This is a genomic window from Novosphingobium sp. AP12 (assembly GCF_000281975.1).
Classification (GTDB): Bacteria; Pseudomonadota; Alphaproteobacteria; order Sphingomonadales; family Sphingomonadaceae; genus Novosphingobium.
This window is the reverse complement of the sequence record NZ_AKKE01000021.1, coordinates 44,727-60,068: the sequence shown is the minus strand read 5'-3', so window position 1 is coordinate 60,068 and position 15,342 is coordinate 44,727. Positions and strand designations below refer to the sequence as shown.

At 58.6% G+C, this 15,342-nt stretch carries 12 protein-coding genes; 6 read left to right on the top strand and 6 right to left on the bottom strand.

Annotated features, from left to right (window positions below):
• Positions 1-399: 399 nt before the first annotated feature.
• Positions 400-627 (top strand): hypothetical protein, encoded by a 228-nt coding sequence (locus tag PMI02_RS04750; protein WP_007679492.1) that lies wholly within the window; start codon positions 400-402, stop codon positions 625-627.
• Positions 628-889: 262 nt separating this feature from the next.
• On the opposite strand, the gene PMI02_RS04745 is transcribed toward PMI02_RS04750, so the two are convergent.
• On the bottom strand, positions 890-1,297 hold the full coding sequence (locus PMI02_RS04745) for a hypothetical protein (protein ID WP_007679490.1): 408 nt from the start codon (positions 1,295-1,297) through the stop codon (positions 890-892).
• 152 nt (positions 1,298-1,449) lie between these two features.
• On the opposite strand from PMI02_RS04745, the gene PMI02_RS04740 reads away from it, so the two are divergent.
• Together PMI02_RS04740 and PMI02_RS04735 are read left to right on the top strand one after the other, a co-directional pair.
• Complete coding sequence (locus PMI02_RS04740; RefSeq protein ID WP_052025431.1) at positions 1,450-2,445, top strand: rhodanese-related sulfurtransferase; 996 nt, start codon at positions 1,450-1,452, stop codon at positions 2,443-2,445.
• Between the two features lie 44 nt (positions 2,446-2,489).
• Entirely contained in the window at positions 2,490-3,134 is a 645-nt protein-coding gene (locus PMI02_RS04735; protein WP_007679487.1) for a glutathione S-transferase, read from the top strand.
• A gap of 145 nt (positions 3,135-3,279) precedes the next feature.
• On the opposite strand, the gene PMI02_RS04730 is transcribed toward PMI02_RS04735, so the two are convergent.
• The 3 genes from PMI02_RS04730 to PMI02_RS26950 all read right to left on the bottom strand — a co-directional run bounded on the left by PMI02_RS04730 (position 3,280) and on the right by PMI02_RS26950 (position 6,758).
• Entirely contained in the window at positions 3,280-4,296 is a 1,017-nt protein-coding gene (locus PMI02_RS04730; protein ID WP_007679486.1) for an NAD-dependent epimerase/dehydratase family protein, read from the bottom strand.
• A gap of 882 nt (positions 4,297-5,178) precedes the next feature.
• A complete protein-coding gene (locus PMI02_RS26955; RefSeq protein ID WP_157222382.1) occupies positions 5,179-5,454 on the bottom strand; it encodes a hypothetical protein in 276 nt (91 codons plus the stop codon).
• 1,115 nt (positions 5,455-6,569) lie between these two features.
• Positions 6,570-6,758 carry a hypothetical protein gene (locus PMI02_RS26950; protein ID WP_157222381.1) on the bottom strand — a complete coding sequence of 63 codons (189 nt, stop codon included), beginning with the start codon at positions 6,756-6,758 and terminating at the stop codon, positions 6,570-6,572.
• A gap of 1,218 nt (positions 6,759-7,976) precedes the next feature.
• On the opposite strand from PMI02_RS26950, the gene PMI02_RS26945 reads away from it, so the two are divergent.
• From PMI02_RS26945 to PMI02_RS04720, 3 genes are read left to right on the top strand one after another with little or no spacing between them, the layout of a single operon-like run.
• Positions 7,977-8,120, top strand: coding sequence for a benenodin family lasso peptide (locus PMI02_RS26945; RefSeq protein WP_007679484.1), 144 nt, complete (start codon positions 7,977-7,979; stop codon positions 8,118-8,120).
• Positions 8,121-8,178: 58 nt separating this feature from the next.
• Complete coding sequence (locus PMI02_RS25760) at positions 8,179-8,832, top strand: lasso peptide biosynthesis B2 protein (protein ID WP_007679483.1); 654 nt, start codon at positions 8,179-8,181, stop codon at positions 8,830-8,832.
• Positions 8,805-10,571, top strand: a complete 1,767-nt coding sequence (locus PMI02_RS04720; RefSeq protein ID WP_157222380.1) for an asparagine synthetase B family protein — start codon at positions 8,805-8,807, stop codon at positions 10,569-10,571. The genes PMI02_RS25760 and PMI02_RS04720 overlap by 28 nt, the downstream gene beginning before the upstream one ends.
• A gap of 1 nt (position 10,572) precedes the next feature.
• On the opposite strand, the gene PMI02_RS04715 is transcribed toward PMI02_RS04720, so the two are convergent.
• Together PMI02_RS04715 and PMI02_RS04710 are read right to left on the bottom strand one after the other, a co-directional pair.
• On the bottom strand, positions 10,573-12,783 hold the full coding sequence (locus PMI02_RS04715) for a prolyl oligopeptidase family serine peptidase (RefSeq protein WP_081496620.1): 2,211 nt from the start codon (positions 12,781-12,783) through the stop codon (positions 10,573-10,575).
• A gap of 5 nt (positions 12,784-12,788) precedes the next feature.
• On the bottom strand, positions 12,789-15,332 hold the full coding sequence (locus tag PMI02_RS04710) for a TonB-dependent receptor (RefSeq protein ID WP_052025429.1): 2,544 nt from the start codon (positions 15,330-15,332) through the stop codon (positions 12,789-12,791).
• Between the last annotated feature and the right edge of the window lie 10 nt (positions 15,333-15,342).

The window sequence follows — 15,342 nt, the reverse complement described above, 5'->3', positions numbered from 1 at the left end:
GGATGATGGGCCAGCCGATAGCGGCTACGGCCGGAAGCTTTGATCTGAGGCTTGGTACGATGGTCTAGTGCGCTCACCGCGCGGAGCGCTGCTGCAAAGTGCGGGCGGGTTAGCCCTATCCAACACCGCCGCAGCATTCCATGCGAACAGGGGCACGTTTTTAGACGCGGGCGCAGCGTTGCTCCTCCACCGCCGCGCCCGCGCACCACCGCGAGCCAGGTTGGCTCTGCAGCGGCAGTCCAGCCTCCGGACAAATTGGTCCATGGCGGAAGTTGAAATGCACCGCAATCCTCCCGAGCAGCAGGCCCGGGCGAGTATGGTGAAAATTAGGAGGGCGAATTTGCCTTCGGTATTTCCTGTAGCAAGCTCTCGCGGTACATCCCTGTTATGCGGATCCACATGCAGCGTAAGTACATTGCACTTTCGGAGAATTCAGAGGCCGATTTGAAAGCGGTTCATGAGGCCTTTGATAAGAGTCCGGACGCCGTGGCAGGCAGCGCCCACGTTGCCGCGCTGCCCGAGGGTGACGGCATGTGGCTGGTGATTGTCCAGCAAACGCGGCTTCCTCTCGAGCAGGTGAAGATATTTCCCGGGTTCACCCCGGTCCCTCTTGAAACCGTGCACTAACGCGACACGCAGCGCAGTCTCTTTTCTGGCGCGCTCTTTATTTAAAGACTATTTGCAAAGAGATCCCGGACGGCAAAAGTCGCCGGCGTTCGTGGCTGACGAAATAGGTCGATGTGATCGGCGCCACAGGCAATCGCGCCCCGTGCTATTTTAATTTGCCAGCGAGGGGCTTGATTGTCTGGACGAGCTGCGCGCCCGAGTTCACCTACTATTGCAGGCTAACTGCTGGCATGCTCGCTTCTGCAGCAGCCCCGTCAGACCCCTAGACGCCGTTGCCGGCCGCCTGGCCTTCTGCGGGATGCCGGCGGAAGCGCGATTCCACCTCGTCGTCCGGTAGGGGAGCTAGCTTCCGGCTTCTCGCGCCGGTTAACCAGGGGCAGAGCCTGACGGCTGCCCACACAACAGCTGGCCAGAACCAGGTCGCGGCTGCATCGCCGAGAGTGTCACTCCACTCCCAGCCATCGTGCGCGAAGAAGTCGATGATCTCGTTGCCCGTTTCAAAAAGCACCACGACGGCCAAAGGAACGAGGGAAGCGAGGTGGCGCCGCAAGATCACTGCCGAGCCAAGCCATAATATCAGTCCCGCGAAGACATGGGCGAATTTGTCGGGAGCAGGGCACAGCAGAACGATCTGGCTGATCGCATGCTCATACTGTTCGAAAAAGTTCATGTGTCCCCTGATAGTGCGCGGCAATATGCCCGTCCAGCTGAATGCTGCGACGCAGCATTTCCGTCGTGCGGGGCGCCGTTAGTCTCGGCACGGACTCTCCCACATCGCCAACAGCATTCGCTTTGGCATGCGTTCGCGCTAAGGGGCTTTGCATGCACACTTCCAGCATCGCATCTCCTGACGCTTTCTCAGTGGCCGCCCTCTATTGTTTCACGCCTTTTGCAGATTGTGAAAGCGTGCGAGCACCCCTCGACCGACTTTGCCGGGATCATGGCGTACGCGGTACGCTGCTGATCGCGTCCGAAGGTATCAACGGCACGATCGCCGGCGAATCCGGGGCCGTTCAAAGTGTTCTTGAGCATATCCGCGCATTGCCCGGCTGCGCATCTCTGGACGTCAAGCTGTCAACGGCGACGGCTATGCCATTCCATCGCATGAAGGTGCGCATCAAGCGCGAGATCGTGACTATGGGTAAGCCCGACATCGATCCGTTGGCGAGCGCCGGCACTTATGTCGAGCCGCAGGACTGGAACGCCTTAATTGCGGACCCGGACACGATCGTGATCGACACCCGCAACGACTACGAAGTCGCCGTTGGCAGTTTCGAAGGCGCAATAGATCCGAAAACGCGTTCGTTTCGGGATTTCCCTGGCTGGTTCCGGAATGAACGTGAGCGGCTACTGAGCGTGGGCACTGGCAAAAAGACAAAAGTTGCGATGTTCTGCACGGGCGGGATCCGCTGTGAGAAGTCTACCGCCTTCCTGAAACAGGAGGGCATCGAGGAGGTATACCACCTGAAGGGCGGCATTTTGCGATATCTTGAGACAGTGCCTGCGTCGCAGAGCCTCTGGCGAGGAGAATGTTTTGTTTTCGACCAGCGCGTCACTATTGGGCATGGCCTGATCGAAGGAACTTACAGCCTTTGCCATGCTTGCCGACGCCCGGTTAGCTCTTCGGACCGTAATTCACCGCTATTTGAAGAAGGGGTGAGCTGCCCGGCCTGCCATACCGAGCGCAGCGATGCACAGCGTGAATCCTATCGCGAGCGCCAACGGCAGGAGGAACTCGCGGCTGCGCGCGGCGAGCTTCACGTGGGCGCGGTACGGATAGGGCAGGGCGGCAGCGAAGACAATGTCTCGCGCCCTTAGGCCTGTCGTCTGCTCCGCAACCCCCTTGTTCGCGGCGCATCGAAATGCCTGACGCCGTTCTCTATAGCTTTCGGCGCTGTCCTTACGCGATGCGGGCGCGACTGGCACTCGTCGTGAGCGGCATGATCTGCGAACTGCGCGAGGTCAGATTGTCGGCAAAGCCGGAGGCGATGATCAGCGCCTCGGCAAAGGGAACGGTTCCGGTGCTTGTTCTTCCGACCGACACGGTCATCGACCAGAGTATCGACATCATGCGCTTCGCGCTTGGGCAGCGCGATCCGGAACGCTGGTTGGAGCGCGACGATAATGACCTGATCGCGCGGAATGATGGGGCCTTCAAACACCACTTGGACCGTTATAAATATCCCGAGCGCTACGATGGCAATCAACAGGCGCACCGGGATGAGGGTCTCATGATCCTGCGTGATCTCGATGATCTGCTGGCCAGCTCCGGTCAGCTCAGCGGCAATTCACGTGGTCTCACCGATGCGGCTGTTTTTCCATTCGTCCGTCAGTTTGCCGCAGTAGATCGAGCGTGGTTCGACACTCAGGACCTACCACATCTGCATACTTGGCTTTCCGGCCATCTCGAATCGAGGCTGTTCGCGGCTATCATGGAGCGGGCGGCACCGTGGACGCCCGGTGACGCTCCTGTGATGTTGCAGGGGACGGAGCCGGACCTTTTGTGAATTACCTTCACCCGCTTGTCGTTGCCATATTTTGCCGCGGGGTGGTCCTCTCCGCAGCGATCACCAAGACCGTAGCGTCGGCGCGTCCCAGTGCTGCGTAAGTCGGGTTATTTTTTGCCAGAAAAGTGGGTTACAATGCTCTCGCTCACAGGCAAGTGTATCCTCGAAACCAGTCGGCGAAGCGGGGAACACCAATCTCGATCGGGATGCTCGGAGCATATCCGGTATCGCGAGTGAGGGCTGTGATGTCGGCATATGTCGCAGGTACATCGCCCGGCTGCATCGGCAGGAGATTGCGCAGTGCCTTGCGGCCAAGCGCGTCCTCCAGCACGGCAATCAGGCGCAGAAGTGGCTCGGCGCGGCTATTGCCGATGTTGTACAGCGCATGCGGTTTCACGCTGCCCCCCGCCTTCGGGGCGCCATCGTCCGCCGGCGGCTGATCGAGGCAGGCAAGGACGCCGCCAACGATATCCTCGATATAGGTAAAGTCGCGCGACATCTCGCCGTTGTTATAAACATCGATCGGGCGACCGGTGAGAATGCGTTCGGCGAATTTCCACATTGCCATGTCGGGGCGGCCCCAGGGACCATAGACTGTGAAGAAGCGAAGTCCGGTCAGCGGGATGCGGAACAGATGGGCATATGTCTCGCTCATCAATTCGTCCGCTTTTTTGGTCGCGGCGTAGAGCGATACGGGATGGTCGGCGCGGTCTTCAACCGAGAACGGGAGACTGGCATTGCCGCCATAGACTGAGCTCGAGCTGGCATAGACCATGTGCTCCAGTTCGCGCCCACGCGCGATTTCGAGCATGTTGACATGGCCCGCCAGGTTTGATGCTACGTAAGCTTGCGGATTTTCGAGGGAGTAACGTACGCCGGCTTGCGCGCCAAGGTGGACGATTGTGTCGAAGCGAAGTGGGGCGAGAGCGCCGGCGAGCGCTGCCTGATCCGAGAAATCAACGGCGCGGAAGTGGAACAGACCGCGGTGGCGATGCTCCAGAAGATCCAGCCGCGCCTTCTTCAACGATACCGGGTAGTAGTCGTTGAGGTTGTCGATCCCCACGACCGGTTGGCCGCGTGCCATGAGCGCGTCGGAGACCGCCGCACCGATGAAACCGGCTGCGCCCGTCACCAGAACTGTCGATTGCTTCATGTCGTTCATTGCCGCCTTCACGTCTGAAATATGATCGCCAGTGGGGATCTAGCGCAGAAAAGTGGACCAGAAGATAACTGCAGGGTAAGGCGCCGTCATTTCGCGGTTTCCGTGGCCCAAGACAGTCGACCGGGATCGGCATGGACGGACGTAGCCGGAAAAATGCGACGATGGGGAGAACTGGGCTCCAGTGTCTGCGCGCAAGCAGCCTAGCTCAGGGTGCGGTATCGCGGCGTAGCTTCGGGTAAGCTAGTGCTCATGAGCGCTTATGGTGATATGCGATTACGATAGTTGCAGTACCACGGCTAGCCGGCAAAAAGGACTGCCACTTCGAACTGGGAAGGCTGGCAGGCAGAGCAGTTCTGGGCTTGCGTCACCAAGCCTCCCGGCGATCACGGCATTGCCCGAATCGGTGGGTGGATCGCGGGAAACGCCCAGACCGTTCCTTAGAACGCAGGGGCGGGCCTGGTCGCGCCGCCGGCCTGAGCGGATCATTCTCGGTTGCAGCCGCAACTCAGCGCGGGCGGGACTACGGGCACGGGGGGTGGCTCGCATGGAGATGGCCCGTAGTCGCGACGTGCGCCTAGGCTCGGGTAGTTGGATTGAAAAAGGAAGTGGCCATCCTGCCCTACAGCGGCCCGGACGGCATCTCCTCGAGTGCGCGACTGGCGGCAGGAGGGACAAGGTAAGAGCTTGCTTCGCCTGCAGTTGTCAGCTTTGTTGGCGCTGCACCTGCGAAGGTCAACGCCCGATACCAGTTAGAAATGAAAAGCGCTGCCATGCGTCGGGAGCCCCTGCGGGGCAAGTCCGGTGGGAGAGGATGCCACCTAGAGCATCCCGACGCCTGCGCCGAGTCGCACGAAAGTCGTTTGGACGGGCGCTCGCGTTGGTTCAGGAGGGACTTACAGGCTTGTCGTCATGATCGCGCAGGGCCCAGTAAAGACCAAGCCCCGCCGCTGCTGCAGCGAGCAATGCGACCGTTGCGTCCCGGGCCTTCAAATCATTGTCTGCGGCGACTACCGCCGATTTTCGCTCGCCGCTCTTGAGCGCGCTGGACCCAGAACCGAATGTCACAGCAGCAGGGCGTACCGATGCGCTTGCAATGCCTGGTGCCACCACAGCAGCAGACAGCGAGCAAACGAGCCCGGCTTTAAGAATAGCCCTCATCACAAAATCCTTTCCCTGTCGCGGAACAGTGCGTAGCGATATCAGCGGAAACGAGCCAGCAAGCATTGCAGTTCCCCGCGCAGCGCGACCCTCGAATGAATTATCTGCTATCTAACGGTGGCCACTATTGCGCGGTTTTACGCTCTCCGCCAACAGGAGCGTAAGAATTTCAAATCGCCCTCTGGGCGGGCATTCAGCACAGCGATCGGCGCGACCGGTAGCGCTTGCGGCGACGGCGCGGACCGACATCGCCGGTCGGTGAGAGCTAGAAGCGCGCCGCAAAGTCGGCCCTAGAACGCCTCTGGTTCATTTCCTGTCGATGCCCCGCGGTCCAGGCTGCCCTCGCGGCCGAACTGATATAGGGATTATCCGATAACTTCAGGCCTGAGCGCGCTCCTTTTACGCCCCACGCAAAGGCTTCAAAATCCATCGTCACCTGTTACCACTCCGTCACGTCGATGGGTAATGTGACGGTGGGAACGCCGTTCCCGAACGCAAAGCTATACGAAGCGAATCGCGGCCAGCCGGCTCGCTCGCAGGACGGATCGAGGAGAGGGCCTTCGGCGCTGCAGCGGCCTCATGCTTGCTGCTGCTGCCATGTTCTGGGTATCGATGAATGTTTTTCCACCCATCGTCTTCTGCAGAAATGCCGCAACTCGTACCCGATTGACCCATGCATTTCGCCTGGCCATTCACAACTAGGACCGCAGCTCCCATCCCGCGCCGGAGGGCAGCGATCGGCGGACAAATATCGTGATAGAAGACCGAGCCCCAGACGAAATAAAGATGAGCTCTTTCACGAGACGATTGTGCCGCGTGTCAACGCTCGGGACGCGCGAAGGCCCGAGTTAAGGAAATTCAGGGGTAAACTAATCGGGCAGATGGAATCGCAAAAGACCGAGAGTAATAAACAAGATAGAACTTTTAAAACATGACAGCTGTTTCTATTAAGATGTAAAAAATATAATATCTAATTTTGAAATCTTATACACTAACTATGTAGTACTTAGTTTATTTCAGACTAGCGCTTGCTTGTGAGGCAAGAGGCAATTTCTTATTCGATAAGTTATGCGCCAAAATTATGGTGATGCGGTGATGGCTTGTTAACAATAGTGCTACTCGATACCGTCAAGATGCCTGCATCGGGAGACTTTTTTTGAGGCATGTTTAGGTGCGACAAACATGCGCACTTGCATCCATCTGGATGAATGGGCAAGCATCTGGCCTGATGCAGAAGCATGAGGATTTTGACTTTTAATAGCGATCACGCGGATCAACTTGGCGGCCATCGCGAAGGTGCTCACGGGGCAGTTGAGAGGCTAGCAATCCGCTTGCGTAGCGCCAAGCTGAGAGTAAACCAGTCGGAGGCAGGAGCGGGGTCGCTATGTTTTCGGCATCGATGCAACTTTTCAAGTGCGCTCTTGGCTCTCATAAGCCCGTTCGCGAGGATGTGGACTGGGATGGCAGGAACTATGTCAGCAATTGTCGAGGCTGCGGTACGCGCATCAGACGCAGTTCTTACAGCGACTGGCGAAAAGACTGGCTTAAGGGCTGACCCAGAACGGCCTGTACTGATCGCCGTTGTCTAGCATTATCTAGCGTGCGTGCCGCCGCGCCTGCTCGTGCCGGGATTGATTGCCCGTCAACGGTCTGTCGTATCATCCTTGCCCAGCCACCGCAGGATTTTGGCAAATGATATCGATTTCTTGCGGGCGCCGCCGACGTGGTTTGTTGCGGGCTGCGAAATTGAGGCCGAAGACGTGGGCAGGTCAACGCGGAAGGGGAAGGCCCGCCGGGATGCGGGTGAAAACGCCTAAGGACCCGCGCCGGCTTGTCCCCGTGAAGGTGCCTTCGGCCTTTGATTTGCGGTGAGCGGCGCCAAAAACGCATAAAGAAGAAAGATGGCGTGCCAGCGGCGGGTTCGAGCCAGACCCGCGCGTTTTGCTCCGGGGCTGGCGTTGGCTGCGGAGGCTTCATGCACCGTAGTCAGTCCGATAGCCGTGTTAACGAATGCTAGGTCTAACGTCCTGTGCGGCAGCATCGGCGCGTAATAGCTGCGGGCGCGCTGGCTCATTCCTCATCCCGGTTGCCGCGCGTTCATATACTGGAGGACACTACCACGACAAACCAACGAGCTAACTTCAGGTTGTCCCTACATCAGGGATGTCGGGTGACGCTCCGAGCGAGGATTGGTTGCTTCAAAATGGATATCGCATGAAGAGAGTAAAATTTGCGAGATTTTGCTTGCGGCGCGGACGAAGGTTGCTGACATTCGAAGCGTTTGGTCCCGTTCGGACCGAATGGGGTGACCGGGTCGCTGACGCGTATGTTCAGGTCGTCGACTAAAGGCGCCGGCACGTGCTCCCAACGCACGTTCTCGAGCTCGGTCACTTCTTATAACCGTCCCCCTCGATGCCGTCGTGCGCGATTATAATCCAATTATAAAATGGACGTTTCCTGCCATGAAAAGCAGCCTTCATCTGCGACGTTGAGAGTCGCGATTTAGATGGAAGGAAGTGACCATGAAAGAACGTGAACATAACGAAAGTGATGTCATTGAGCTTGGCATTGCTCATATCGAGACCAGGGGCAATGCTCTATTCGGCCGTGATGACACCCAGACCGGTATGAAGTACGGGGTCGCGGGAATTTCATCCGAAGACTGAAGCAATAGGGGTGCGTATCTCGCTTGATATGCGCACCCCACTTCAGGGAGGGCGTCAGATGGTACATGTCCTTAAAAGCGGGCTCTTCTATCGGTGCTTTCCTGGCACGGTGGTTTTTCTGGATCTACCCGGTGACCGATATTTTCAGTTGAGCGGCGAGCGCGCGCGGTATTTTGCCAGCTTTGTGGCGGGAGATGCTGATGCCAATGCCATCGAATGGTTATGCGATCGCGATATCATCGAAGCTGACGGTGGTCCGCCGCGCGAGCTTCAGCGCGACGCTCAGGAGCCATTGACGGACTACAAGCAATTGCCGGGCATCAATCCTCAGGCGAGGCTCGTCATGGAAGCGATCATCGCACTTCATTTTGCACGAAGGGCTGTTCGACATACGCCGTTCCAACGCATCATCGAAAACCTCGTCGGTCGGCGCGGCCAAGCCAACGGGCGCATCAGGTCGAATGGGCGCGCAGACGCGCTCGTGATTGCCGCTGCTTTCGAATCCCTCAAACGCTTCAGCGACACGACGGACATGTGTCTCCCCCTAAGTATCTCGATGATTACTGTCCTGCGGCGGCGTGGCCATGACCCAAGCCTGGTTTTTGGGGTATCGCTGCCATTTGCTGCGCATTGCTGGGTCCAGCAGGATGAAATGGTTCTGTCTGATCGCCTCGACCGCGTCCGGTGTTTCTCGCCGATCCTGGTCATCTGATGACCGGCCGATTTTTTATCGCGGCCGATGAGCCGCACTCGAGCCAGTCCCGTGATCGGGTGGTAGGGATGGACCCTGTCTTTTGCTCTGGGTCTTTCCGGGTCTGGTCCGAGGGGCCAGCCATCCACACGGGCAAGCGCGGCGTCATAATCGGGCATATGTTTACCCGGACCCTGCCGAGTCGGCGTGTCTCGCAGATCGATCAGCCTGCTTACGATCGCCTCGAGCGGTCGGGTTTCCTTGATCTGACGCGTGACTATTGGGGCGCCTACATCGCGATCTTCCTGACTGGAAGCGGTCATTTGGCCATTTTTCGCGACCCGTCAGGCGCACTTCCCTGTTTTTTCGGCTCAGCGGACGGGCGGGTCCGGCTTTCCAGTGACGCTGACCTAGCTGCTGCGAACGACGGAGCAAGCCGCGTTGACTACCTGGAACTCGCTCGTTTTCTCTGGTCGCCCGATGCGATGGGGCCAGCGACCTGCGTTGCGGGAGTAAACGAACTGATAGCAGGACATTGCCTCACAACCGACGGGCAGCGTTGCGACATCGCCTGTTGGTGGTCCCCTTGGGACTTTGTAGATTCACGCGCGGCATCCCGGCCCACGGACGCACCGCAAAAGCTTCATGCCACGACTGTGGATTGCGTTCGGACCTGGGCAGAATGTTTCCCGAACATCGTCCTCGGCGTGTCCGGAGGGCTCGATTCATCGATCGTGGCGGCCTCGTTGCCGCCGGAGGCGCCTTCTATTCGGTGCCTGACGATGATTGGACCCGATCCGGAAGGGGACGAAAGCGGCTACGCAACGACTCTGACCGATGCGCTTGGCCTGCCCCTGATAATGGAGCGGTACAATCTGCTGCGCATCGACGTCGGCAGAGGGACGCTTCCGCATCTCCCGTGGCCCATAGCGCGCCAATTCGCCCAGAACATACAGGCCGTGCACACGCGTCTGGCCGATGAGAATACAGTTGACGCCTATTTCACCGGGAACGGTGGTGACAATGTCTTTTGCTCCATGCGGTCGACCACTCCAATCGTCGACCGCTTCCTGACAGAGGGGCTTGGTCCGGGCCTCTGCCGGTCAGTGATAGATGTGTGCGACCTCACAGAGGCGAGCTTGCTGGCTGTCGTCAAAGCCGGCTGGCAAAAATACCGGCGTGGCGGCCGCGGCTATGCCGTTGTGCCGGAGTCGCGCGGCCTGTCGATCCAGGCAACAGAGGCCATCGCCGGGAGCCTCGTGCGCCATCCCTGGCTCGAGGCCCCCGCAGGATCCTTACCCGGGAAGGCGGCACATGTCGCCATGCTCATGCGCGCACAGAAAGGTCTTGAGCTGTATCCCAGGGGCAAAAGTGCGCCCCAAATCGCGCCATTGCTTTCTCAGCCGCTGGTCGAATTGTGCCTCACCATCCCCGCGTGGCAGTGGATTGGATCTGGGCAGGACCGTGCGTGCGCGCGGCAGGCCTTTGCAGATGTGCTGCCCGCCGCCTTGATAAATCGGACGTCGAAAGGCGGCCCGGGCGGCTTCATGCGTCAGATATTCGAGCACCATGCTGACACGGTGCTCGCCATGCTGCGTGACGGCATCTTGGTGCGCGAGAAAATTGTCGACCCAGGCTTTCTCGATGAACCGGCCATTCCTGGCTGGCGAGGCATTGCGAAGACCCAACGGCTTATGGCGCTCTGCGCGGCGGAAAGTTGGGCAAGGTCCTGGGAAAATCAACACTCGACGACAAGGTGACTCATTGGGGAAGCCTGGTATGCCGATTTCGATTTGGCTCCCCCATTTTCCTCCAGCGCGCATATTGGTCGGCATATGCCGGATCCGACGTTTCCGTCCCGCGCAGCCAGAAATCGAACCAAGCCAAATTCTCCTGCATGGCAGCGAGGCGGTTGGACGGGATATGAAATACGTGCGTTTCATAGGCGGTGGGCGTTTCGCCGGGGTAGAGCGTAATCTGAGCAGGAATTGAGGACTTGCGGAGCGCTTTGAACAGCTCGATGGCGCCGCTAAGCGGCGCGGCCATCTGCTGCAATATGGGACCACTTGCGGATCCGGCGCGTAAGGAGGGTGACAGGCGCTGATACCGTTTCAAATTATCGAGAGAATAGGGAGATCCGCCAAAGATGGCAGTATAGGTGCGTGTGCTCTCCGGATAAACGCTTGGCTCGAGAAAGCCGCCATCACCGCTCGATGCGGCCCGGAAAGCGCCGGACTGGGTCATCGTCACATTCACCATCTGCGACCCGCGGCTGTATCCGGCAATGCCGACCCGTACAGGGTCGGCTAGGCCGCGGCTCACCATGTCACCAACGGCATCTTCAAAACTGTAGACGCCGTTCAGCCAGACGAGCCGCTGTACCTCTTCCGGCTTTACCCGGCCCTCGGCTCCACCCCACTCGTCATAGGCCGCCATCAGCTTCGCACTCTGACTGGGCGAAGGGTCGTTCATCAGGATAACGACATAGCCTTTCTCGGCAAACACCTGCACCGGATAGTTCCACTGAAACTCTTCATGAGCAAAGCGCTCATCGGCATCGCTGCCATGTGTGACGACAATGGCAGGATAGCGCACTCCCTCAACATAGTTCCGCGGATAGACGACGAACCCTGTCGCGGAATAGCCAAGCCGATTGCGCCAGGTCTGCGCCTCGGCTCGCAATGGCGCGATGCGGTCGTGATCGGGCGAAAGGGAAATAAGCCGGTGAACTGCGCGTTTTCGGCGGGGCGTGACCAGCACCAGTTCAGGCGACCTCGTGATAGCTTCCCTGACACAGACGCCGATGTCGAGTGTCTCCGAAAAATCGCATTTGGTGACACTGCCGGAGACGACGAGCGCTTTGCTTCGTCTGGCATCCACAAGTTGCAGGCCGTAGGCCGGATGGTCAATGGCCCGGGTCCCAATCAGCGCAAGCGACCCGTCCGCTGATCGCCAGCTTCCCGCGGAGCGGGCGTCGCCGACAAGAAAAGCGACCTTGCCATAGGAATAGACCTTGCCGTCTGGCATTGTCTCCTCCAGCGCGCGTTCCCCGGCAAACCCTGCCGTATCAAGCCTGCCGCCGTGCGGCCCTAGCGATTGGATGCTGTGAGGGTCTTGCGGCGGCCCATCCTGACGCACCGGGAGTTGTCGATCCGCGTCCCACCGGAAGGCGATGAATTGGGATGCCCCGTCTGGTCGAACCTCTTCCGCGAAGAATGTGAATGCCGACCCGTTCCAGCGTGGGTTGCCATTCAGGTAGCGTGCAATGCGATCGGAAGTGGGACGGGTGAGGACGCTCACGTCCCGCCCGTCTTGAAAGCGAACGTGGAAATCTACTTCGACGCCACTAAGGGCACGTGGTCGTGCTGCCGCCAGCGCAACAGCGTCATCCCTCAGCACCGCCGGACGCAGCTTTTCCGCCCGCAGCACTGAATACCACAGCAGCTTCCCATCCGGCGACCAATCGTAGGACAGGATGCCAGACCGAAGTGGTTGCCTGGCCAGCAGGTCGCCAACCACCCCGTCAGCATTTCCCGTCGGCACTATCTCGTTATTGCAAGCAATCGGCTTCATCACACCGCGCCTGTCGATGCGGTAGAGCTGAATTCCATGGCCCACATCCGTGAGCACACTCCAATCGCTGCTCCCCGGGATAGACCTTAACCGGTCAATCCAGGCGGCTTTCAGCAACACGGTGTCGGACTTGCTGCCCAAATCGACCAGGTGAAGCGTAGAGATCGCCGCATCTTTGGAAATATCGGCGCGGCGACTGATATAGAGTGCAGATTTCTCATCCCGTGACAATATCAAATCAGCGACTTGAGGCACCGTTACGATGTCTTCAAGCGTCCATGCCCGCGCTATGCGTGATGGGCTGGATCTTGCGGACGTATCTGTAACCTGGACGGCATGCCCGGGCGCGGCAATAGCAATTAGAGTTGTGATGACCGCAGCTGTTCGAACCGTGATCATGGTGCTTACCAGGTTCTGCTGAGCGAAACGCCCAGATAGCGCCCGGTAGCTGAATAGTTAGTGGCATCGAACGGCGTGTCGAAGGGCGCATCCGTAAGAATTGAATCGGGTTTTGCATTGAGAATATTGAGGGCATTGACAGCCAATTCAAAACCATGGGCGAATTTGACTCGCCCGGTCAGATCGACCGTGGTCACTGAAGAGATTTTTCGAACCGTTGTTTGTCGGTTGTCCTCGACCCCGCCCGTATAATTCAGGAATGAGGCAATAGAGAATTGGTCACTGCTCAGGACCGCTCCGCCGCGGGCCTTAAAATGTGGCGGATTGAATATCGTACCCGCCAGGTCCGTTTTTGGCAGCCCGGCAATAAGCTGCTGATTGCTGCTCAGCCAGGTTCCGGCTGCGGTAAGTGCAAGCGTCTGGTCCCTGCCGACCTCCGCAGAGTACCGGACAGACATGTCGAAGCCCCGATAGAGTTGACTCGCCAAATTCCGGTCGCGCGCGTCCAGGATTGCTACAACCTTTGCGGCATCGAATGGCCCGGATGAGGCATTCTGGAGCCCGCCGAGTGCACCATTCGCGACCTTGTCGATCTCGGCGGGGCTGGGATTGAACGTGATGAGATCGGCGTAGATGGGGTTGGTGAGGGCACCAGCGGTTGAAACAAGGGGAGGTGCCACGCGATCGCTGTAGTCGAAGCGAAAATAGCTAGCCGAGATGTCCAAGCCGTGCAGGAGCCTTACCTCGGCACCAAATACCCAGCTTTCGGACCGCTCGGGCTTCTGATCCTCATTCGCGCCGAGCGCCGCCAGATAAGTTGAACCGGCAGGGAAGGCGGCACCATACCCCGAGATATCAACGAGAACGGCAGCGTAGCCGGCGTATTGCTGGTACAGCGTCGGCAACTTGAACGATCGGCCCCAGGACGCCGTCAGCCTTACCGCTTCGATCGGCTCATAGATGAGCGCCGCCTTGGGGGTAGCGATATCGGAAACACCAGAATAGTGTTCGTAACGGACTGCTCCTGTCAGCGAGAGCCGATGTAAGAAAGAAATATTCTGCACGGGGCCGATAAGCGGAAGAAAGATCTCGCCGTAGGCAAAATAGTTGTCGCGCTTGCGCGCTAGGTCGACGCTCGATGAAACTGCCCGAAGTTTGTTGCTGCGAAATCCACCGCCAAACGCCAACCTCGCGTCGCCGCCCGGCAGACCAAATAATGGTCCCTGCGCGCTTGCCTCCAGAGAAATGGCATCATTGTCGTAGTCTCGGGTTACATTTCCGGTCTGGACACCCGCGAAGTAGATTTTTGAAAGACCGCTGGTGTCATCGAATCCGTAAAAGCCATTCACTTTTGCGGACCAGTTTGCCGGCAGATCGACGTTCAGGCTCGGAGCGACACCGAAGGACTCGAACTTTGTTCGGGCCATCAATCCCTGAAACGTAACTGGCTGGTCGGTTAAATAACCGCTTGCACTATCCATGTTGCCTGTCTTGTAGACAAGATCAGTGCCGAATGTGATGTCCGGCCCAATATCCTGATGCAAACTTATCAGCGCACTGTGGCGGTCAATACCCGGATATATAGTCGACCTGGGATTCTGCGACTTTGTGTAGCTTCTCTCGCCGGCGAAAATGGGATCATTCTGAAAGTAGTCATAAACGGCGAGGAATCCGCCGCCGGACCATACCGAACCACCTACAATATCGTATTGCTGCTGAAAGTTTCCTCCATCGGTAGACCCTCCGATCCTCGCTGTCATCGACAGCCCGGAATAATCAGGTCTGAGGATAATATTGGCCACGCCGGCAACGGCATCCGCGCCATAAATCGCAGAAGCTCCATCCGAGATGATCTCGATCCGATCGACCGCGGTCGCCGGGATGGCGCTGATATCTATCGACGCACTGGTGCTGCTGTAGCTCAGGCGATTGCCGTTGAGCAGCGTCAGCGTAGCATTGGGGCCGATGCCTCGTAGATTGAAGGTCGAAGCTCCGTTCACGTTAACATTCTGGTCTGCTGCGCCCTGTGAGCTTCCGATCCCCGGATTCTGTCCACCCCCGAAATTCTGGGGCAGACTTCGTGCGACTTCGCCCAGGTCCGACTGGCCGGCGTTTCTCATGTCATTCTGGGTCACCGTCGTCACCGGGGCCGATGGCGGGGCCCCGCGGATCCGGCTTCCGGTGACGACGATGCTGTCCTGTTGCCCCGCTTCGGCATTGCCAGCAGGAGATTTCGACGCGGTGCGAATGACAATTGCGTCGCCCGAGAAGCTGGCGACGAGACCACTGCCGTCGACAAGTATTTGGACGGCCTCCTCGACAGTGAAGTTGCCTTTAAGGGGGGGTGCCGACCGACCGAAAACATCCCTCGGCGTAAAATAAATTTGCGATCCGGACCGCGCAGCGACTTCCCTAAGAGCATCGCCCATTTGCTGCGCTTCCTGATCAAACGCGATCAGAGCGCGCTGCTGCGCCGTTGCCTGGATCGGCCAAGCCGCCACTGCCGACCCTGTCAGTACGATTCCCATCACTGCGCGCGAGATATTCATATCAGCCCCT

Excerpts from the sequence above, each read along its gene's own strand:
- PMI02_RS25760 (WP_007679483.1), top strand. The coding sequence starts at position 8,179 with ATGGTACATGTCCTTAAAAGCGGGCTCTTCTATCGGTGCTTTCCTGGC.
- PMI02_RS04730 (WP_007679486.1), bottom strand. The coding sequence starts at position 4,296 with ATGAACGACATGAAGCAATCGACAGTTCTGGTGACGGGCGCAGCCGGT.
- PMI02_RS04715 (WP_081496620.1), bottom strand. The coding sequence starts at position 12,783 with ATGATCACGGTTCGAACAGCTGCGGTCATCACAACTCTAATTGCTATT.
- PMI02_RS04710 (WP_052025429.1), bottom strand. The coding sequence starts at position 15,332 with ATGAATATCTCGCGCGCAGTGATGGGAATCGTACTGACAGGGTCGGCA.
- PMI02_RS26955 (WP_157222382.1), bottom strand. The coding sequence starts at position 5,454 with ATGAGGGCTATTCTTAAAGCCGGGCTCGTTTGCTCGCTGTCTGCTGCT.
- PMI02_RS04735 (WP_007679487.1), top strand. The coding sequence starts at position 2,490 with ATGCCTGACGCCGTTCTCTATAGCTTTCGGCGCTGTCCTTACGCGATG.
- PMI02_RS04740 (WP_052025431.1), top strand. The coding sequence starts at position 1,450 with ATGCACACTTCCAGCATCGCATCTCCTGACGCTTTCTCAGTGGCCGCC.
- PMI02_RS04750 (WP_007679492.1), top strand. The coding sequence starts at position 400 with ATGCAGCGTAAGTACATTGCACTTTCGGAGAATTCAGAGGCCGATTTG.
- PMI02_RS04745 (WP_007679490.1), bottom strand. The coding sequence starts at position 1,297 with ATGAACTTTTTCGAACAGTATGAGCATGCGATCAGCCAGATCGTTCTG.
- PMI02_RS26945 (WP_007679484.1), top strand. The coding sequence starts at position 7,977 with ATGAAAGAACGTGAACATAACGAAAGTGATGTCATTGAGCTTGGCATT.